The organism is Halorubrum sp. SP9, assembly GCF_005435015.1.
Classification (GTDB): Archaea; Halobacteriota; Halobacteria; order Halobacteriales; family Haloferacaceae; genus Halorubrum; species Halorubrum sodomense.
On sequence record NZ_SGXU01000004.1, the window covers coordinates 81,409 to 99,557 of the forward strand.

Genomic DNA, 18,149 nt, shown 5'->3' on the forward strand with positions numbered 1-18,149 from the left:
GAGGACGCGCCGCCGCCGCCCGAACGCCGCACCGCGCCGCGCGAACGCGGCGTCAGTAGACGTACTCGCTCTCGTCGATGCCGACGTAGTCTTTCTTCACCCGGCGCTTGTTCCACTTGTAGCCGAGCATGAGCTTCAGCGACTCCCAGCCGGAGCGGTACGGCTGCGAGAGGAGGCTGTCACCGGTCTCGGCGGCGAGCATCGCGTCGGCCGCGCCGATGACCCGGTTCCAGTCGTCCGGCTCGTACTCCGCGACCATGTCGGCCATCGTCACGTTGCGGACGGTCTCGTCGCCGATCGCCTCCTTCCAGCGGCGGTTGTACGCGGCGAGGTCGCCCTCGGCGGCGAGTTCGCCCGCGATCGCGCCGGTGCGGACCGCGACGTGGTCGCCGCCCTCGTGGAACGCCGAGGTCGTCCCCATCGCGCCGCCCGCGACCGCGATGCCGGCCTCGACCGGCGAGTCGATCGGTCGCGTCGACGAGATCGGGTAGGTCTCCGTCCCGTTCCGCTTCCCGGCGTCGTCGACGACGGGGAACTCCTCTTCGATGTCGTACTCGTCGCCGTACTGCCACTCTAAGAGCCGGCGGACGTACTCGCCGCCCCGCGGAATCGACTCGTCGTCGGCGTCGAGCAGCGCGTACGCGTCGCGGTCGAACTCCTCGATGTCGAGTCCGATCGGCATCGTCAGCCCGACCCGACAGACGCGGTCCGCGTTCGGGAATATCCACGGGTAGGCGGTCTCGCCCGGCATCACGCCCCACCAGAAGACGAGGGCGTCGTTCACCTCCTCGAACACCGCCTCGGGGACGCGCCGGTACTCCTGGTACGCGATGTGGTTCGCGGTGCGGGAAGCGAGCCGGTCGGAGGCGGCCGCGTCCGCGGGCAGGTACTCGTCGAGGACCCGGTTGGTCACGGTTCGCTGCGGCCCGTCGGCGAGCACGACGAAGTCTGCGCCCACGGTCCCGCCGTCCGCGAGTTCGAGCGTGTGGCGCGGCTCCTCGTCACCGGATCCGACCGAGAGGTCGGTGTCGACGCCGCGGACGGAGGTCCCGGCACGGTACTCGGCGCCGGCCTCCTCGGCGCGGTCGCGGAGCCAGTCGTCGAAGCGTGCGCGGTGGAAGGTGTACCCGAACTTGTCGTACGAGGAGTCGATCCCGGTCGAGGTGAGCGTCGCGGACTCGTCGGGGCCGCGGAACTCGGCGCGGTTCAGCTCGCGCTGGACGACCCCGTCGCCGAACTCGTCGGGGTGGATCCCCATGATGTCGACCCAGTAATCCAAGATTCCGGCCGCGTCGGTCGAGTCGGGACCGAGCCCCTCGCGGTCGGCTCGGGGGACTCCCTTCTCGAGGACCAGGGCGTCCGCTCCGCCGGTCGCGGCGGCGTGCGCCGCGGACGACCCGGTCGGCCCGCCGCCCACGATCGCGACGTCTACGCGTTCCATACCCCGAGAGGTTCCCGTCCGGCTATTAAATTCACGGTCCGTTGCGGCACGACGTCGCTTTCGCGGTGTCGGTTTCGTTCGAATCTCCGCGTTCAGGCCGGCCGCCGATCGGTCGGAACCGGTGGGTGTCCGATCCCTTCGGAGCGGCGCCGTCTCAGACGTGCTCCTCGTGCGGTTGGACCACGACGAAGCCGCCGGCGCCGTCGAAGCGCATCTGGTAGCGCTCGCCCGACTCCTGGCCCACCATGTCGGAGAGGCTCCGGTTGACCTCCACGTCCGGGGAGGTGCCGCTCCACGCGACGGTCGCGCTCGGATCGGTCGCCACCGGCGGTTCCAAGACGATCGGGTCGCCGTGGGTGGTGAGCGCGGCGTACCCCGGCCCTTCGAGGTAGACGTTGCTGAAGCCGCCCGCGAACGCTCCGGCGAGGCTGTCGATGGTGCTGATCTCGTAGGTGAGCGACTCCTCGAACGCGAGCACGTCCTCGCCGTTGACCGTGATCGACTCGTCGGCGCCGAGTTCGACCACCTGTACCTTCTTGCCGTTGTCCGCGAAGTAGACGTGACCGTCGCCCTCGACGGCCATGATCGGCGTCCCTTCGCCGGTCGCGGACTGCTTGAGGAATCCGGTGATACCCCCTTCCGCGGAGGCCTTCCCGGTGAACGAGACGTCGCCCGTGTACGCGACCATCGAGCCCGCCTTCGCCATGACGGTGCCGGCGACCTCGACGTCGAGGGTGTAGCTGTTCTCGCGCTGGAACGGTTCCGCGCTGTCGGTCGGTGCGTTCTCCGCGGTGAACTGATCGAGATTCATGGTGCGGGGACCGAACCGTTCGGTTCGGCTACAAGAGGGTTCCGCGCTATGGCTTAAGAATGTACGGGCTGCGTGCGAACGTTTGGCAGGGATCGGACGGTGCCGCGGTCGGTCAGTACACGACCAGCGAGAGGTACAGCTGTCCGATTCCCGCGGCGATCATCACGGCGCCCGCGATCCGTTTCAGCAGGCCGGCGTGCGCCATCACCCGATTGGCGTTGCTGATGAGACCGACGCCGGTCGCGACGGTCGTCGCGGCCATCAGGACCGCGACGGTGCCCGCGTAGACGGCGACGACGAGAACAGCCGCCTCCGACGGGAGGGCGATCGCGCGGGCGACGACGCCCAGGAACACCGGCGCCACGCAACCGGCCCCGGCCAGCGCGTACCCCGCCCCGAAGACGCCGAAGCCGAACACGCCGGTGCGTCGCTGCGGCAGCGGTACGGACACCGACGGCGCGCGCCCGGCGACCACGAGCAGTCCGAAGGCGATCAACAGCCCGCCGACGAACGTCTCGAAGACGGTGATGTTCGACAGCGTCGAGTAACCGATCCGGACGGTGGCGCCGGCGAGCAGCGCGAACGTCGCCAGCACGCCGACCGCGGCCGCGACGCCGCGAACTCCGGCGCCGAGGACGGACGCGGAGTCGGCGTCGACGGAGTTCACGTAGAAACCGACGTACCCCGGCAGGAGGGGGTACGCGCACGGGGAGAAGAACGTCGCCACGCCCGCGGTCACGGCGAACGGGACGTTCGTCGCGAGCGAGACGTCCGTCATCGGCGGGCCCGTCCGTTCATCGATCGGCCCGCCCCGTCATCGGTCGATCGCTCGCCGGATTCCCTCGACGAACTCCTCGGCCGTGTGGGTCCCGGAGGTCGCCCAGCGGACGCGTCCCGAGGCGTCGATGGCGCGCGCGCTGGGGTACTTACCGACGTTGAGCCGCGCCGCGAGCGCGGCGGTCACGTCGGCGGCGACGAGCCAGTCGCCGCCGTGTTTCGTCCACCAGTCGACTATCGTCTCCTCGCTGACCGCGCCGCCGACGGGCTCCGTCGTCACCGAAACGAACAGCACCTCGTCGCCGATCTGATCGTGGGCCGCCGCCAGGGCCGGCATCTGCTCGGCACAGGGCGGACACCACGTCCCGAAGAAGTCGACGAACGTGGGCCGGTCGGGCGCCGGGATCGTCACCTCGCCGTCGCGGCTCCCGGGCGCGTCGACCGTGTCGAGCGTCACCGGTTCGATCGGCTCGGGCGCTTCCTCGCCGCCGAGCGCGTCCGGTACCCCGCCGGTCGCGACGGCGCCCGCGCCGCCGAGGACCCCGACGCTCGCGAGCCCGGCCAGCAGGTGCCGTCGCCTCACGCCGTCACCACCCGTCGGAAGTCGCCGACGATCCGTTCGACGTCGGTGGCCGGGCCGCGCGGGTACGCCCGTTCGACGATTCCCCGCTTGTTGACGAGGAGGATGAGCCCGTAGTGCGGGAACGTGTACTCCAGATTCTCGTATTGGTCGTTCTCGTCCGGGTACTTCTCGATCTTCAGCCCGAAGTTCTCCATCATCAGCTCCTTTCCCGCCTCGTAGCTCTCCGGCCGAAGGAAGTGCCAGTTCCCGGCGTCGAGGTCGACCCCGCGCCGGGCGGCGTACTCGCGGAGGACCTCGGCGGTGTCGCGCTCGGGGTCGAAGGTGAGCGGGAGGAACGCGGCCTCGTCGCCGAACCCCTGCTCGGCCGCGACCTCTTGGGCGCGCCGGAGCCGGAGGATGAGCGCCGGGCAGACGCCGTCGGGACAGCTCGTGTAAAAGGAGGTCCACAGGAACGCGCGCTCGCCCTCGAACTGCGCCGTGGATATCTCCTCTCCCGAAATCGGGTCGGGAACGCTGAACTCGGGCATCTCGTCGCCGTGGATCGGGTGGACCGGATCGCCGCGGGTCTGCTCCGGGGGCCTCAGGACCGTCCCGTCGTCGCCGAGGAGGCCAGTGTCTCCGATAACGCCGGCACAGCCGGCGGTAGCGGTCGCGCCGGCGGCGGCGCCGGTCGCGGCGAGCGAGCGGAGGAAGTGGCGGCGGTCCATGTTGTCGTCGAAACTACGTGGTCGCTCGTAAATGAACCCCGCGCCTGGTGGCGCGCAGTGAACACGACCGGGAGAGTTCGAACATCGACCGTAGCGGCCAGAGACGAGGCGGTATTCGGGGTTTCTCGAATAGACGAACGTCCGGAACCTCCGTGGTACCGTGACCCTCGCAAGGGTTATCCCCGAACGGGCTGTACGTATATTCGCAATGGCAAACGGTAAGGTTGATTTCTTCAACGACACTGGCGGCTACGGTTTCATCTCGACTGACGACGGCGACCTCGACGACGACGAAGACGTGTTCTTCCACATGGAAGACGTCGGCGGCCCGGACCTCGAGGAGGGTCAGGAAGTGGAATTCGATATCGAATCGTCCCCCAAGGGACCCCGCGCGACGAACCTCGTCCGCAACTAACCCCCACGTAGCGGACGACGCGTCCGCACGCACTACCGGATTTCGGCCGTCGCTCGACGCGATCGACGCCTATCTCCGCTTTTTTCACACTTATCACGCCTCGACGAGCGACGGCCCCATCCGACGAGCGGCGACTCTCCCCCGACGAGCGACGCGATCGACCGTTTAAATACGAACGCGAGCGAAGCTCTCGCTAGTGAGCGATCCGATCCCGACCGGCTGTCGCCCGGTCGACGAGCTGTTGGGCGGCGGCTTCGAGCGCGGCGTCGTCACGCAGGTGTACGGCCCGCCGGCCGCGGGGAAGACGAACCTCGCGCTCGCCGCGGCGGTCGAGGTCGCGGCCGGCGGCGACCGCGTCCTCTACATCGACACCGAGGGGCTCTCGATCGACCGGTTCGAGCAGATCGCCGAAGGGAAGGTCGGTCGGAACGACGACGGTGAGACGGTCGAGGAGATCGCCTCGCGGCTGGTGATATCGGAGGCGTACGACTTCGACGACCAGCGCGAGGCGGTCCGCGACGCGGAGGAACTGGCCGAGGAAGTCGAACTGATCGTGTTGGACTCCGCGACGGGCTTCTACCGACTGGAGCGCGCCGGCGACACCGAGGGCGGCGAGTCGCTCCGCAGGGTCGCCAAACAGGTGACTCACCTCCTCTCTCTGGCCCGCCGTCACGACCTCGCCGTCGTGATCACGAACCAGGTGTTCACCGACCCCGACGGCGACCGCGACCGCGCGCTCGGTGGCAACACGCTGAACCACTGGACCGGCGCGATCGTCCGCGTCGACCGGTTCCGCGGCGGGAACCGTCGGGCCACTCTGGAAAAACACCGCTCGAAGCCCGGGGGCGACACCGCGACCTTCCGCATCGTCGCCGACGGACTCGCGGAGGGGACCGACGCCTGAGCGTCGCGGGGGACGTGTCGAAGCGGAGGGCGGAGAAGCGGAGGCCGGAGAAGCGGAGACCGGGACCGAAACGCTCGCAGCGAGCGACCGCGGCCCGCCGACGGCCCGGCGACGCGGGCCGCCGCTAGGCCGAGCGTCTATCGGCTCACAGCTGGCCGAGCTTCCGGAGGAGCTGGCCGCGGTACTCCTCGTCGGCGTTGACGCCCTTGATCTCTAAGACGTTCCGCTCCAGCTTGTCGAGCGCGACGTGGAAGGCGTGTTCGGCGCCGTACCCCTCGCCGGAGCCGCCGACCTGCCCCTCGTTGGTGCGGAGGCGGATCTGACACTGGATCAGGGGCGTACCGCGGAGCTTCTCCTTGTGGGCGTGGAGCCGGACGTGCGCGTGGATGACGTGCATGTCCGCGTACTTGTCCGCGACCTGCTCGATGGACTGGACGATGTGCTCGCGAGAGGTCGTGTCCAGCAGGTCGACGTTCGTGATCTGGACGTCCATCGAGTCCTCTTCGGTGAAGGTAAGGGCGCGCAACACGTCGGTCTTCGTCACGATTCCGGCGACGGTGTCGGCGTCCCCGGGCGTGACGACGAGCCCGGAGACCTCGTTGTCGAACATCCGCTGAACGACGGTCTGAGCGGTCTCGTCGTCGGTCGCGGTGACGACCGGGCTCGACATGATGTCGTAGACGGGGATGTCGAGCATCCGGTCGATGTCGCCCGCGCGGTCGCCGCTGCCCTGTCGCTCCTGGTCGCGGACGACGAACTCCACGATGTCGTTGGTGGTGACGACGCCGACGAGGTCGCCGTCGTCGTCGAGCACGGGGAGCCGAGAGACGCCGTTCTCGCGGAGGCGGTTGATCGCTCGGCCGACGCTCTCCGTCTCGCCGATGCCGATCACGTCCTCGGTCGCGATCTGTTCGACGGTGATCGCGTCCAGGCTGTCGAGGACCGCCTCGAGGATCTGATCGACCGTGACGATGCCGTATAGCTTCTCGCCCTCGTAGACGGGCGCGATCTTCACGTCGCCCTCGACGAGGAGCCGCGCGGTCTCGCGCACGTCCTCGTGGCGGTCGACCGAGGGCGCGGGCTTCATCACCGCCGACACCTTCGTGTCGTCCTCCATGCGCGAGCGCATGAGCTGTTTCTCACCGACGACGCCCGCGTACTCGCCGTCCTCGACGACGACGATCCCCTTGGGATTCTCTCGCTCGAAGATAGAACGGACCTTCGCGAGCCGCTCATCGACGTCGACCTCGACGTATTCCGGTACCGCGATATCAGAGATGTTCATGGTCCGATTTACGTGTTCGACGGGCCGGGTATTGAAAGTGCGGGAGTCGTCGCGCGCGCCGACAGCCGCCGTCCGACGAGCGGAATCCGCCTGAAGGTATTTCCGCGCGGCGACCGAAGTTCAGGCGCGAAGCCATCGACCGCGCTGATCGCCGTCGGCGTCGCGCTGATCGTGACTCCCCTCCCGGGTCCGACCCCGTTTATCGGCCCGCTCGCCGGTGCGCTCTCGCTGTTCGCCGGGCTCTTCCTCCGGCTGTTCGGCGTCTGAGAGCCGTCGGCTCGGCGCGTGAGGCGACGCCCCGCGGCCCGTGGGGCGCGGCCGTCCCGGCGTGTGAAACCTTTTTGCCCGTTACCGCCCCAAGAAAAGGCGTGTACGACGCCGTCGTCCTCGACAATGACGGGGTGTTGATCGGGCGGACGCCGTTCGACACGCTCCGCGAGGCCGCCTGGGACGCGTTCGTGAGCCTCGGCGTCGAGGACCCGGACCTGGCCCACGTGGACGACGTCGCGATCGGCGTCGACCCCGCGACCTTGACCGACATCTGCGAGCGCTACGGGGTGGACCCGACGGAGTTCTGGCGGGTCAGGGACGAGACCGCCGCCGCGGCGCAGATCGACGCCGCCCGGAAGGGACGGAAGACGCCGTACGACGACGTCGACGCGCTGCGCGCGCTGGACGCCCCGCTCGGCGTCGTCTCCTCGAACCAGCAGGCGACCGTCGACGCCCTGCTGGACCACTTCGGGCTGGCGGGCCGCTTCGAGGTGGCGTACGGCCGCGAGCCCTCGGTCGCCAGCCTCTCGCGGAAGAAGCCCTCGCCGTACTACATCGAGCGCGCCCTCGAAGACCTCGGCGCCGAGACGGCGCTGTTCGTCGGCGACAACGAGTCGGACGTGCGCGCGGCCGACAACGCCGGCATCGACTCCGCGTTCGTCCGCCGGCCCCATCGCCGGTCGACGGATCTCACCTGTCAGCCGACCTATGAGATCGACGACCTCCACGACCTCGTGAGCCTCTGCGGGCGGGCCCCCGAGGCGGACGACTCGGCCTGAGGGCGCCCGCCGCCGCGGCCGACCGCATCGACCGAAATTCTGAACTGCGGTCCCGCCGAGTCGGCGGCCATGCCCGAGCCCTCCGCTCCCGTCGAGTCGCGTCGCCGCGTCGACCGAGACGCGCTCGACGCCGCGGTCACGGGGTACCGACGCACCGAACGGGTCGCGAGCTGGACGCTCGCGCTGCTCGCCGCGGGCGCATTCCTCGCTGCGGTCGCCGCGTTCTCGCTCTGGCACGGCGCGGCGGTCGCCCTCGTCCTCGCCGTCGCGCTGCGCGCGCCGGTCCTGCGTCGGGGCGGGACGACGAGGCTCCGGACCGACGCGCCCCCGGAGGAGGTGACCGAGGCGTTCGCGTCGGCGACGCCGCCGGTCCTCGCCCTCCAGTGGGGGGTCGCCGACGAGGTCCGCCCGGCGTCCGACGGCGCGGGCGGCGTCTACGAACACGAGTGGCTCCTCGGGCTCCGGAGCCACTCGCTGACGGTCGACACGGAGGCGGAGCCGTCGGACGGCGCGAGCGCGGTCGACGGCGACCCGGCGGCGCGCGTCCTGATAGAGGGGACGCTCGACGGCCGGCCGTGGGGCGCGTACGCGGCCGCGGTCCGAGAGGCCGCCGACGGGACGGCGGGCCGGACGGTCGTCGACGTCGAACTGCGCCCCCGGCGGCGGTTCGGCCTCCGCAGCCTGCCGCAGACGCTGGTCGCCGAGCGGTACTACGCCGACGCGCTCGCCGCGCAGGGGTACGAGACCGTCTCCCGCGACGTCTCGTTCGCGGTCTCGTCGACCGCGCCCCGCTCGTAGCCGCTCGCCCGGCGCGGGAAGTCGGGCGCTTTTTGCCCCGGTCGGTCCACGCCGGACCATGGACCTTCCGCCCGTCGGTCTCGGCACGATGGGGATCGACGACCCCGACGCGGTCGCGACCGCGCTCGCCGCCGGCTACCGCCACCTCGACACCGCTCGGATCTACGAGAACGAGGCGGTCGTCGGCGAGGGGCTCGCCGCGGGGCTGGACCGGGCCGTCGGCGCCGCGGACCGCGACCTCGACCGCGAGGACGTGACCGTCGCGACGAAGCTGTGGATCGACGACCTCGCGGCCGACACGGTCGCGCCCGCCGCCCGCGAGAGCGCGGACCGCCTCGGGGTCGACGCGCTCGACCTGCTGTACGTCCACCGCCCGCGCGGCGACTACGACCCCGAGGCGACGCTGCCCGCCCTCGATCGACTGGTCGACGAGGGGTTCGTTCGGAACCTCGGCGTCTCGAACTTCGAGATCGCGGACCTGGACCGCGCGATCGAGGTCATCGGCCGGCCGCCCGCGGCCCACCAGACCGAACTCCACCCGCTGTTCTTCCGGCCGGACCTGCTCGATCACGCCCGCGAACACGGCTATCCGGTCGTCGCCTACTCGCCGCTCGCCGGCGGGCGGGTGCGGGAGGTGGAGCCGGTCGTCGAGGCCGCCGAGGCGCACGGGACGGCGCCCGAGGCGGTCGCGATCGCGTGGGCCGCCGCCAAGGAGCCGGTGGTGACGATCCCGAAGGCGTCGACCGAGGACCACCTCCGGGCGAACCTCGCGGCGGCCGACCTCGAACTGACCGACGCGGAGGTCGCCGCGATCGACGCCGTCGATCGCGAGGAGGAGCTGTTCCCCGCGTAGTTGATCCGTATTTTTGGATCGATTTAGGTCTGTTCGAGGTTCGATAACCACGATCCCGTATGATTTTTATTCCGCCGCCGTCGACGTCCTCCCGTGACAGAGATCATCGACGGGGAGGCCGTCGCGGCCGACGTGCGCGACGCGGTCGCCGACGAGGTCGCGCGGCTCTCCGACGCCGGCGTCGAACCGGGGCTGGCCACGGTGCTGATGAGCGACGACCCCGCCAGCGAGACGTACGTCTCGATGAAACAGCGCGACTGCGAGGAGGTCGGCATCGAGAGCTTCCACGTCGAGATCGATGCCGACGCGCCCGCGAGCGAACTGTACGAGACCATCGACGACCTCAACGGCCGCGACGACGTCCACGGGGTTCTGGTCCAGCTCCCGCTCCCGGACCACGTGGACAAGCGGACCGTCCTCCGGCGGGTCGACCCCGAGAAGGACGTGGACGGCTTCCACCCGGAGAACGTCGGTCGGCTCGTCGCGGGCGACGCCCGGTTCAAGCCGTGTACCCCCCACGGCGTCCAGAAGCTGCTCGACGCCTACGACGTGGCGACGGAGGGCGCGGACGCGGTCGTCGTCGGCCGCTCCGACATCGTCGGGAAGCCGATGGCGAACCTGCTGATCCAGAAGGCCCCGACCGGGAACGCGACCACGACGGTCTGTCACTCCCGGACGGAGGACCTGGAGGCGAAGCTGGCCGGCGCGGACCTCGTCGTCGCCGCCGCCGGCATCCCGGAGTTCGTCGACGGCTCGATGCTCAAGGAGGGCGCGACCGTGATCGACGTGGGGATCAATCGCGTCGACGCGGACACGGAGAAGGGGTACGAGCTCGTGGGCGACGTGGACTACGAGTCGGCGAGCGAAGTGGCGGAGGCGATCACGCCCGTCCCCGGCGGGGTGGGGCCGATGACGCGCGCGATGCTCCTGTATAACACGGTGAAGGCGGCCGGGATCCAGCGCGGCGTCGACGTGCGTCTGGAGTAGCGCGGCGTCGACCGCCGCCGTCCCCTACCCCTCGGGACGCCAGCGGCCGCCGATGTCGTCGCGGGGGTAGTCCTGGTACGTGCCGTCGAGGAACGTGGTGACGCGGCCGTCCTCCTCGCTGAGCGTGATCGCCCAGAGGACGTCGTCGCGCAGCGACGTCTCCAGCGCGCTCATGTGTTTCGTGCCCATCCAATCGGGGAACTCCAGGGCGGCGACGCCCGGCACCTCCTCCTCGAAGGGGCTCCGAACGCGGACCATCTGTCGCTGGATGGTGCCGTCGCCGGTCACGACGACGGCCCCGTCCCGACTGAACGCCACGTCGCGGGCGACCTTCGTGAACACGTCGGGCGACTCGGTAACGACCTGACACCGGTCGACCGGCCACCGGTTGTCGCCCAGCGGGTCGGTGTACTCGTCGAAGTTGACCTCCGCCACGATCAGCACGTAGAGGCTGGGACCGCTCACGTACTGCTCGTCCCACTGGTCGAAGCCGAGGCTGAGCGCCTCGGCGGTGTACCTGATCTGGTCCATCAGGTCCTGGCTTGTCGCGTACTTCTTCAGGACTCGGTCGAGCGACTCCATACCGTGTGTGACACAACGGCACGGATACTGTTAAAACTCCGTCACGACGCGGCAGACGGCGGACGAGCCGCCCGCGACGGGAGCGCGGTCCGCTCCGCCGGCTTCAGTCGTCGTCGGCCGCGGCGGCGCGGTTCCGGATCTCGATCCGGCCCTCGATCTCGGGGTCGATTCCGTGTTCGCGGGCGTAGTCGGCCAACACCTCGTACTGGATGCCGGCCTCGTCGATCCGGTGGCGCTGTGCGAGCGTCGGGTACTCGTGTTCGGAGTGGAGCAGGTACTCCGAGACGGCGACCGTGTAGCGCGCGTCCGGGTCGATGGGTTCGCCGCCGACGGTGGCTTCGAGGATTAGTTCGGCCTCGTCGTCCCAGACGACCCGGGCGTTCGAGACGTGACCGTGCCACCAGTCCTCCTCGCCGAAGTCCACGTCGGGGGCGGCCATCTCGCGGAACACGTCGTGGAGCTCCGCGCCGGTGACCGACGCGAGCGCGACCGGCTCCTCGAACGGGATCAGACTGATCAGGTCGGCCTTCGTCACGTCGCCGTCCCACGGATCGCCCTGCCGGAGCCCGCCGGCGTTCGACAGGCCCACGTCGGCGTCGTGGACCCAGCGGAACGCGTCCGCGACGAAGTTGCCGACGCGGCACTCCCCGCCGTGGACCACGTCCCCGGAGCGATCGATCGGCTCCTCGACCGCGTCGACGACCTCGCCGAGGTCGGCCGCGGCCATCCGCGCCGCGAGCGCGTCCGCCAGCCCGGGAGCGGGCTCGGCCCCGTCCGGCTCGTGTAGCGTCGCGGTCGGCGGGTCGGCGTCGAGGTCGACCTCGGCCACCGTCTCCCCGTTGACGCCGGGCCGGACGAGCAGGGTGTCCGCCACGGTCTCGTTCCGACGGCTGTGGACGTGGCCGCCGAGTATCGCGTCCGCGTCGAGCTCGCGGGCGAGGTCGTCGTCGCCCGCCCCGAGGTGCGAGAGGACGACGACCCGGTCGAGTCCCCCGCCCGTCGCGCCGTCGACCGACGCGTCTTTCCCTCGCTCGGCGGCCGCAGCGCGCATCTCCGCGAGCGCGTCGCGCGCCGCGCCGACGGGGTCGTCGAAGGAGAGGTCGGCGGCCATCGGGTTCAGCGAGTCCGTCGCGGGGTCGGTGACGCCGACGAACCCGATCCGAGCGCCGTCGACCTCGCGGATCGCCCACGGAACGACGCCCTCGTCGCGGCCGAACGGATCGCCGTCCTCGTCCCGGACGTTCGCGGAGACGAACGTCGCCGGTGAGTCGGCGACGAGGTCGCGCAGCGCGTCGGGACCGTAGTCGAACTCGTGGTTGCCGAACGTGTCGAGTTCGGTGTCGGTCGCGTCGTAGAAGTCGAGGACCTGCCTGCCGGTCGCGACCAGCGAGAGGACGCCCGGCGCGGTCGTGTCGCCGGTGGCGACGACCGCGGCGTCGGGGCCCGAGAGCGCTCGGAGCCGGCCGGCGAGCCGGGCCGCCCGCTCGGGGGCGTCGAAGACGTTCTCGATATCGGAGTAGTGAACGAGACGGACCATCGGACGTGCGTCCGGAGGGGCGAGCGACGCTTAAAAAACGCGGAGTTCGCCCGCCTCGGTGGCCGCGGCTCGCCGGCGTCGCCTTCTCGTGTTCTCTCGGGGTTCCGACCCGTGACCCGCGCTCGCACACGCACGAGACATTGAAAGCGCTTTTATGGATGTCCTGACTACGACGGGGCACAGCCTCTGTGGGGTTGATGATGTGCCGTTCCGTTAGGGACCGACCACGGGACGGACACGCGAGCCCGCGCGGAGGACAGGAGAAACATATGCCCGTTTACGTAGACTACGACACCCCAGCGGACCTCGCGGAGCGATCCCTCGAAGCGCTCGAGGTCGCCCGAGACACCGGCACAGTGAAGAAAGGAACCAACGAGACCACCAAGGCCGTCGAGCGCGGCAACGCGGACCTCGTCATCGTCGCCGAGGACGTCTCCCCCGAGGAGATCGTGATGCATCTCCCCGAGCTCGCCGAGGAGAAGGGGATCCCCGTCGTCTTCGTCGACACGCAGGACGAGGTCGGCCAGGCCGCCGGCCTCGAGGTCGGCTCGGCCGCCGCCGCCGTCGTCGATGCCGGCGACGCCGACGACGATGTCGAGGACATCGGCGAGAAGGTCGCGGAGCTCCGATAACCACCCATGAGCGCAGAAGAGGGTACCGGCGACTCGACGACCGCGGAGGTCATCGAGGTCGTCGGCAAAACCGGGATGCACGGCGAGGCCATGCAGGTCAAGTGCCGCATCCAGGAGGGATCGAACCAGGGACGGATCATCACCCGGAACGTCCTGGGTCCCGTCCGTCTGGGCGACGTGCTCCAGCTGCGGGAGACCCAGCGCGACGCCGACTCCATCGGAGGCCGATAACCAATGGTCGAGACACGCACCTGCGATTACACCGGCGAGGAGATCGAGCCCGGCACGGGCACGATGTACGTGAAGACGGACGGACAGATCCTCCACTTCGTCGACTCGAAGGCGGAGAAGAACTACTTCCTCGGCCGCGAGGCTCGCGACCTCGAGTGGACCGAGGAGGGTCGTAGAGCCGGAGGCGACGACCGGTGAGCCACCACGACGAGCGCACCTTCGTGATGGTGAAGCCCGACGGCGTCCAGCGCGGACTCATCGGCGAGATCGTCTCTCGCTTCGAGGACCGCGGGCTCAAGCTCGTCGGCGGGAAGTTCATCCGGATCGACGAGGCGCTCGCCCACGAGCACTACGGCGAACACGAGGACAAGCCGTTCTTCGACGGCCTCGTCGAGTTCATCACCTCCGGCCCCGTCTTCGCGATGGTGTGGGAGGGCGCGGACGCGACCCGACAGGTCCGCGCGATGGTCGGAGAGACCGATCCCGCCGAGTCCGCTCCGGGCACGATCCGCGGCGACTTCGGCTTAGACCTCGGCCACAACGTGATCCACGCGTCGGACCACGAGGACGAGGGCGCCAACGAGCGCGAGATCGACCTGTTCTTCGACGAGGCGGAGCTCGTCGACTACGACCTCGACACCTCGGCGTGGGTGTACGAGGACGAGGACCACTGACGCGGTCACGCTCCGATTTTTGAACCTTTTGTGGACCGACCCGTCCCGCCGAGCCCCCGCTCCCTCGACACACCGCATTTCCGGTGAACCTCGTAAGAAAACGGTCCGCAGTCACGCGGTTTTCGAAAGAAAATCGGTTATAAACCGACGGCTCCGCTGAGACCATTGAGCGCTGATCGTTCGTCGGGGCCGCGTCGAATGCCGAGCGCAAATCGGCCGGGACACGGCCGGACGCGATCGGCTACGTCGGTAAGTACAGGTTCTGTCCCTCCGAATCTATCGCAGTGAGCGGTGTGCGAACGGAAAGCGACAAGAAAATATTTGTTCGAAGCGCGCCGAACGGCTTCCGTGGTCGACTTCCTCCCGGTCGGGACGGGGCTCGTACTCGTACTGATGGGCGGATTGGCCGTGGTGAATCACCCTCTCGTGGACGCGTTCAATCGCGTCGTGAAGTCGCGGGGAACGAAACAGACCGCGGCCGACATCGAGATGAGTGTCGTGTCGGTTATGATCGGCAGGATCGCGGGCGCGTTTATCGCGCTGTTCGGAGTCGGAGTTATTCTCGACGGGTTGTGACTCAGGACTTCGCCCGCGTGAACGCGCACCGTCTGAGCCACCCCGACCGACAGCGCGCCCGACGGCTCAGGTGTCGACCGCGATCGCGGTCCCGTCGGCCGCGACCACGATCACCTCGTCGCCGGCGTCGTCGGTGACGTCGGCGAACAGCGGGCCGCCGTACGCGACGACGTCGTCGGGACCGCCCCGTGCGACAACGCGACCCTTCCGGGTCATCGCGAGGACTTCGCCGGCGCGGTTGACCACCACCGGGGCGATTTCGCCGTCGCCGTCGACATCACCGACGCGCGGTTCGTTGATACGGGTCCCGGCGTCGTACTGCTGTTTCCAGACGACTTCGCCGTCGAGGAGGCTGACGGCCCACACGCTTCCCGACCCCCCGACGTACACCCGTCCGGGGTCCGCGTCGCCGACGGCGATCGGGAGGTCCTGGAGGCCGACCTCGTAGCGAGTCGACCCGTCGCTCGTCTCGATGGTCTCGAGGTTCCCGTTCGACCCGCCGAGCGCCAGCACGGGACCGTTGCCGCTGTCCGCGGCGCTCCAACTCAGCGGGTTCACGCTCGGCGTCGTCGTCCAGCGCGTCTCGCCGCTCCCGTCGAGCATGTGGATCGTCGCCGGGTCACCGACGGTCGTCAACACCGCGAGTCCGCCCCGTTCACCGGCTTCGAGGTCCGGTTCGACGAGGAGCGGTCGTCGGGTAACGTCGCCCGGCACCGCGGCCTCCGCCACCGGGTCGCCCCCGCCGTCGACGACGCGAACGCTCCCGTCCGTCGCGACCGCGGCGACCTCTCGGCTCCCGTCGCCGGTGAGGTCACCGACCGCCGGTCGGAGTCCTCCCGGACCGCCGAGTTCGACCGCGAACCGCTCCGACCCGTCGCTCGCGTCGAGGACGACGAGCTCTCCCGGCGCCGTCGTGAGCGCGATCACCGGGTCGCCGCCGAGGGTCCCCGTGACGAGCCCGCTGACGCCGAGGGGACCGCCGCCGCTCTCGCCCGAGTCGCCGCCGCTCCCGCTCGCGTCGCCGCCGCCGCGCTCGGCGTCTGGTCCGGAAATCGGGGTCGTCCAGGCCGTCTCGTCGGTCCCCACGACCGTCGCGCGGACGGCGCGAGACCCGTTTTCGACCGCGGGCCGGACGATCAGGGGATCGCCGTCGACCGTCGCGACCACCGCCCCGCTGCCGTCGTCGCCGGCCGCCGGCTCGGACTCCCAGACGACCGTGGTCTCCGCGGTCGCGTCGTCGATGCCCACGAACGCGAACAGCGACACGCCGACGCCGGTCGCGCCCCCGGCCAGCAAGATAAGCGTCGCGAACAGGACGCGTCGGTCCATTTGAACCCACTTCGGGCGTCGCGGTGAAACGGTTGTCGGATGTGCCTCCCGGCCGTCGGGACCCGGAGCACGCACCGGGCGACCGAAACGCGTGTCCCGGGGCGCGCGAGGGAACTGCGTCCCGCTACAACAGCGTGGCCACGTGGTGGCCGCGCGCGTCGCCGACGAGGTCACGCAGCGCCGCGGGGTCCCGCTCCCCGTCGGCGTTCACGAGGTAGGCGGCGCCGTCGCGGTCGCCGTACGCGCCGTGGAGGTCGTAGACGAACCCGTACACGGTCGCGTCGGCCGTCTCCTCGCTCTCGCGGGCGAACGCGACCTGCTCGTGGACGTTGTACTCGACGAGGCGGTCGCGGATCCGGGCGTCGTCGTCGCGGTCGGAGGCGCCGTCGCTCTGCGTATCGGAGGCGCCGTCGCTCTGCGTATCGGAGCCGCCGCCTCCCCTTCCGGTGACGGCCGGATCGTCCAGTCCGGCCTCGACGATCGGCACCAGCGCTTCGACGTCGGCGCGGACTCCCGGTTCGGCCGGGAACTCCCCGGTGCGAGCCGCCGTGAGCGCGGCGCCGATCGCGCCGCATCCGGTGTGACCCACCACGACGAGGACCTCGGTGTGCGTGTGACGGAGGGGATACGCCACGCTCCCGTCGAGGACCCGCTCGCCGTCGACGAGCGCGCTCACGCCGTTGCCGATGGCGCCGGACGTGAAGAGGAACCCCGGCTCGTCGACGGCGAACATCCCCTCCTGAGAGACGCGCGAGTCCGAACAGCAGACGGAGACCACCCCGGGACGCTGGCCGTCGCGGTGCCGGTCGAAGGCGCCTGACGGGAGCGCAGCGACGTGGTCGTCGTTGCGGTCGAGGAGGTCGCCGAGTATCCGCTGGTCCATACCGTCCCGATCCGTCGAAGAGGCAAAAACGCCGCGGGCACGGGAACGCTCCGATGCGGGAGCGTCGGCCGTTGCCGCCGGAACGGAGGCCGGATCAGGCGACGAGGCCGACAACCGAGACCAGGGCCCCGACGACGAACACCGCGAGGAGCGCGATCGTCGCTATCACCACCGCGGGCGCGAGCGCCTCCTCGTTCTCGTCGAGGACGAGGCCTTCCATGTTCTGCATGTCCGAGTTCTCGTCGCGGCGGGGTTTGAACGCTTCGCTCGACCGCGGGACCGTCGGGTCCTCGTCCGGTCGCCCCGTCGACCGGGCTCTCCCGCGTGGATTCCTCGGTGAATCACCCCCGGCGACGTGTTTTTGTGCGTCCGGCGTGGCGGATACGCCAACACGATGCCACGCGAACAGTATCAGACGAAACTGGAAGGGCTCCGCGCCGACGTCCTCTACATGAGCGAACTGGTCGCGGAGCGCCTCCGCATGGGACTCGACGCCCTCGAACAGCAGGACGAGGAGCTGGGCGAGGAAGTGATCGCCGGCGACGCCGAGATCAACGACCTGTACCTCGAACTGGAGGGCCAGTGTACCGACCTCATCGCGCTTCAACAGCCGGTCGCGGGCGACCTGCGGTTCATCGCGGCGTCGTTCAAGATCATCACCGACCTCGAACGGATCGCGGACCTCGCGACGAACCTCGGGGAGTACGCCAAGCAGGCCGACCGGGAGGTGTTCTCGGACGTCGACGCTCAGCGCATCGGAGACGACACGCTGGCGATGCTCGAGGAGGCGATGGACGCGTACGCGGAGTCGGACCCCGAGCGCTGTTACGCCGTCGCCGAGGCGGACGACGACGTCGACGCCGCCTGCGAGGCCGCCAGCGAGCTCGTCGTCCGCGACCTCATCGAGCGCGACGAGCTCCGCGAGGAGGAGGACGTGGAGGCGACGATGCGGAACGTCTCGCGGCTCCTCCTCACGATCCGCGACCTCGAACGCGTCGGCGACCACGCGGTGAACATCGCCGCCCGGTCGCTGTACATGATCGAGAACGACGACGAGCTGCTGTACTGAGCGGCGGTCGCTCCGGTTCGGTCCGA

Annotated in this window: 24 protein-coding genes; 13 read left to right on the forward strand and 11 right to left on the reverse strand. The window is 69.9% G+C overall.

The window, feature by feature from the left end; all coding sequences use genetic code 11:
• Positions 1-52: 52 nt before the first annotated feature.
• The 5 genes from EXE45_RS04120 to EXE45_RS04140 all read right to left on the reverse strand — a co-directional run bounded on the left by EXE45_RS04120 (position 53) and on the right by EXE45_RS04140 (position 4,319).
• Entirely contained in the window at positions 53-1,441 is a 1,389-nt protein-coding gene (locus EXE45_RS04120) for an NAD(P)/FAD-dependent oxidoreductase (protein WP_092920353.1), read from the reverse strand.
• A 154-nt stretch (positions 1,442-1,595) separates the two neighbouring features.
• Complete coding sequence (locus EXE45_RS04125) at positions 1,596-2,252, reverse strand: AIM24 family protein (RefSeq protein WP_092920354.1); 657 nt, start codon at positions 2,250-2,252, stop codon at positions 1,596-1,598.
• 112 nt (positions 2,253-2,364) lie between these two features.
• The gene (locus tag EXE45_RS04130; protein WP_092920355.1) at positions 2,365-3,030 is read right to left on the reverse strand and encodes a cytochrome c biogenesis protein CcdA; all 666 of its coding nucleotides are present in this window, start codon (positions 3,028-3,030) and stop codon (positions 2,365-2,367) included.
• 36 nt (positions 3,031-3,066) lie between these two features.
• Positions 3,067-3,612: a TlpA disulfide reductase family protein gene (locus EXE45_RS04135; RefSeq protein WP_137693618.1), complete on the reverse strand. Its 546-nt coding sequence runs from the start codon at positions 3,610-3,612 to the stop codon at positions 3,067-3,069.
• A complete protein-coding gene (locus tag EXE45_RS04140) occupies positions 3,609-4,319 on the reverse strand; it encodes an SCO family protein (protein WP_137693619.1) in 711 nt (236 codons plus the stop codon). Before EXE45_RS04140 ends, EXE45_RS04135 begins: the two co-directional genes overlap by 4 nt.
• Before the next feature lie 208 nt (positions 4,320-4,527).
• Here EXE45_RS04140 and EXE45_RS04145 point away from each other — a divergent pair, with 208 nt between their 5' ends.
• Together EXE45_RS04145 and radB are read left to right on the forward strand one after the other, a co-directional pair.
• The gene (locus EXE45_RS04145; RefSeq protein WP_004595330.1) at positions 4,528-4,734 is read left to right on the forward strand and encodes a cold-shock protein; all 207 of its coding nucleotides are present in this window, start codon (positions 4,528-4,530) and stop codon (positions 4,732-4,734) included.
• 196 nt (positions 4,735-4,930) lie between these two features.
• Positions 4,931-5,638 (forward strand): DNA repair and recombination protein RadB, encoded by a 708-nt coding sequence (gene radB / locus EXE45_RS04150; protein WP_137693620.1) that lies wholly within the window; start codon positions 4,931-4,933, stop codon positions 5,636-5,638.
• Positions 5,639-5,783: 145 nt separating this feature from the next.
• On the opposite strand, the gene EXE45_RS04155 is transcribed toward radB, so the two are convergent.
• Positions 5,784-6,923, reverse strand: coding sequence for a CBS domain-containing protein (locus tag EXE45_RS04155; RefSeq protein WP_092920359.1), 1,140 nt, complete (start codon positions 6,921-6,923; stop codon positions 5,784-5,786).
• A 12-nt stretch (positions 6,924-6,935) separates the two neighbouring features.
• On the opposite strand from EXE45_RS04155, the gene EXE45_RS04160 reads away from it, so the two are divergent.
• From EXE45_RS04160 to EXE45_RS04180, 5 genes are all read left to right on the forward strand, one after another.
• Positions 6,936-7,190: a hypothetical protein gene (locus EXE45_RS04160; RefSeq protein ID WP_137693621.1), complete on the forward strand. Its 255-nt coding sequence runs from the start codon at positions 6,936-6,938 to the stop codon at positions 7,188-7,190.
• Positions 7,191-7,291: 101 nt separating this feature from the next.
• Positions 7,292-7,972: an HAD family hydrolase gene (locus tag EXE45_RS04165; protein WP_092920360.1), complete on the forward strand. Its 681-nt coding sequence runs from the start codon at positions 7,292-7,294 to the stop codon at positions 7,970-7,972.
• A gap of 69 nt (positions 7,973-8,041) precedes the next feature.
• A complete protein-coding gene (locus tag EXE45_RS04170; RefSeq protein WP_137693622.1) occupies positions 8,042-8,770 on the forward strand; it encodes a hypothetical protein in 729 nt (242 codons plus the stop codon).
• A 58-nt stretch (positions 8,771-8,828) separates the two neighbouring features.
• On the forward strand, positions 8,829-9,623 hold the full coding sequence (locus EXE45_RS04175; protein ID WP_137693623.1) for an aldo/keto reductase: 795 nt from the start codon (positions 8,829-8,831) through the stop codon (positions 9,621-9,623).
• A 93-nt stretch (positions 9,624-9,716) separates the two neighbouring features.
• Positions 9,717-10,610, forward strand: a complete 894-nt coding sequence (locus EXE45_RS04180; protein WP_137693624.1) for a bifunctional methylenetetrahydrofolate dehydrogenase/methenyltetrahydrofolate cyclohydrolase — start codon at positions 9,717-9,719, stop codon at positions 10,608-10,610.
• A gap of 24 nt (positions 10,611-10,634) precedes the next feature.
• Here the strand turns inward: EXE45_RS04180 and EXE45_RS04185 are convergent, their stop codons facing one another.
• Both EXE45_RS04185 and EXE45_RS04190 read right to left on the reverse strand, forming a co-directional pair.
• The gene (locus EXE45_RS04185) at positions 10,635-11,192 is read right to left on the reverse strand and encodes a diadenylate cyclase (RefSeq protein WP_092920364.1); all 558 of its coding nucleotides are present in this window, start codon (positions 11,190-11,192) and stop codon (positions 10,635-10,637) included.
• Between the two features lie 103 nt (positions 11,193-11,295).
• Positions 11,296-12,729, reverse strand: coding sequence for a bifunctional UDP-sugar hydrolase/5'-nucleotidase (locus EXE45_RS04190; protein ID WP_137693625.1), 1,434 nt, complete (start codon positions 12,727-12,729; stop codon positions 11,296-11,298).
• Positions 12,730-12,998: 269 nt separating this feature from the next.
• Here EXE45_RS04190 and rpl7ae point away from each other — a divergent pair, with 269 nt between their 5' ends.
• The 5 genes from rpl7ae to EXE45_RS04215 all read left to right on the forward strand — a co-directional run bounded on the left by rpl7ae (position 12,999) and on the right by EXE45_RS04215 (position 14,842).
• A complete protein-coding gene (gene rpl7ae / locus EXE45_RS04195) occupies positions 12,999-13,361 on the forward strand; it encodes a 50S ribosomal protein L7Ae (RefSeq protein WP_092920366.1) in 363 nt (120 codons plus the stop codon).
• A 6-nt stretch (positions 13,362-13,367) separates the two neighbouring features.
• Entirely contained in the window at positions 13,368-13,592 is a 225-nt protein-coding gene (locus EXE45_RS04200; protein ID WP_004595321.1) for a 30S ribosomal protein S28e, read from the forward strand.
• A 3-nt stretch (positions 13,593-13,595) separates the two neighbouring features.
• On the forward strand, positions 13,596-13,790 hold the full coding sequence (locus EXE45_RS04205; protein WP_092920367.1) for a 50S ribosomal protein L24e: 195 nt from the start codon (positions 13,596-13,598) through the stop codon (positions 13,788-13,790).
• Positions 13,787-14,266, forward strand: a complete 480-nt coding sequence (gene ndk / locus EXE45_RS04210) for a nucleoside-diphosphate kinase (protein WP_137693626.1) — start codon at positions 13,787-13,789, stop codon at positions 14,264-14,266. Before EXE45_RS04205 ends, ndk begins: the two co-directional genes overlap by 4 nt.
• A gap of 348 nt (positions 14,267-14,614) precedes the next feature.
• Positions 14,615-14,842 (forward strand): hypothetical protein, encoded by a 228-nt coding sequence (locus EXE45_RS04215; RefSeq protein WP_137693627.1) that lies wholly within the window; start codon positions 14,615-14,617, stop codon positions 14,840-14,842.
• Between the two features lie 66 nt (positions 14,843-14,908).
• Here EXE45_RS04215 and EXE45_RS04220 read toward each other — a convergent pair whose 3' ends face one another.
• The 3 genes from EXE45_RS04220 to EXE45_RS21665 all read right to left on the reverse strand — a co-directional run bounded on the left by EXE45_RS04220 (position 14,909) and on the right by EXE45_RS21665 (position 17,283).
• On the reverse strand, positions 14,909-16,171 hold the full coding sequence (locus tag EXE45_RS04220) for a PQQ-binding-like beta-propeller repeat protein (protein ID WP_092920370.1): 1,263 nt from the start codon (positions 16,169-16,171) through the stop codon (positions 14,909-14,911).
• A 124-nt stretch (positions 16,172-16,295) separates the two neighbouring features.
• Complete coding sequence (locus tag EXE45_RS04225) at positions 16,296-17,054, reverse strand: carbonic anhydrase (protein WP_137693628.1); 759 nt, start codon at positions 17,052-17,054, stop codon at positions 16,296-16,298.
• 94 nt (positions 17,055-17,148) lie between these two features.
• Positions 17,149-17,283, reverse strand: coding sequence for a hypothetical protein (locus tag EXE45_RS21665; protein ID WP_255510131.1), 135 nt, complete (start codon positions 17,281-17,283; stop codon positions 17,149-17,151).
• A 165-nt stretch (positions 17,284-17,448) separates the two neighbouring features.
• Here EXE45_RS21665 and phoU point away from each other — a divergent pair, with 165 nt between their 5' ends.
• Complete coding sequence (gene phoU, locus EXE45_RS04230; RefSeq protein WP_137693629.1) at positions 17,449-18,123, forward strand: phosphate signaling complex protein PhoU; 675 nt, start codon at positions 17,449-17,451, stop codon at positions 18,121-18,123.
• Positions 18,124-18,149: the final 26 nt, after the last annotated feature.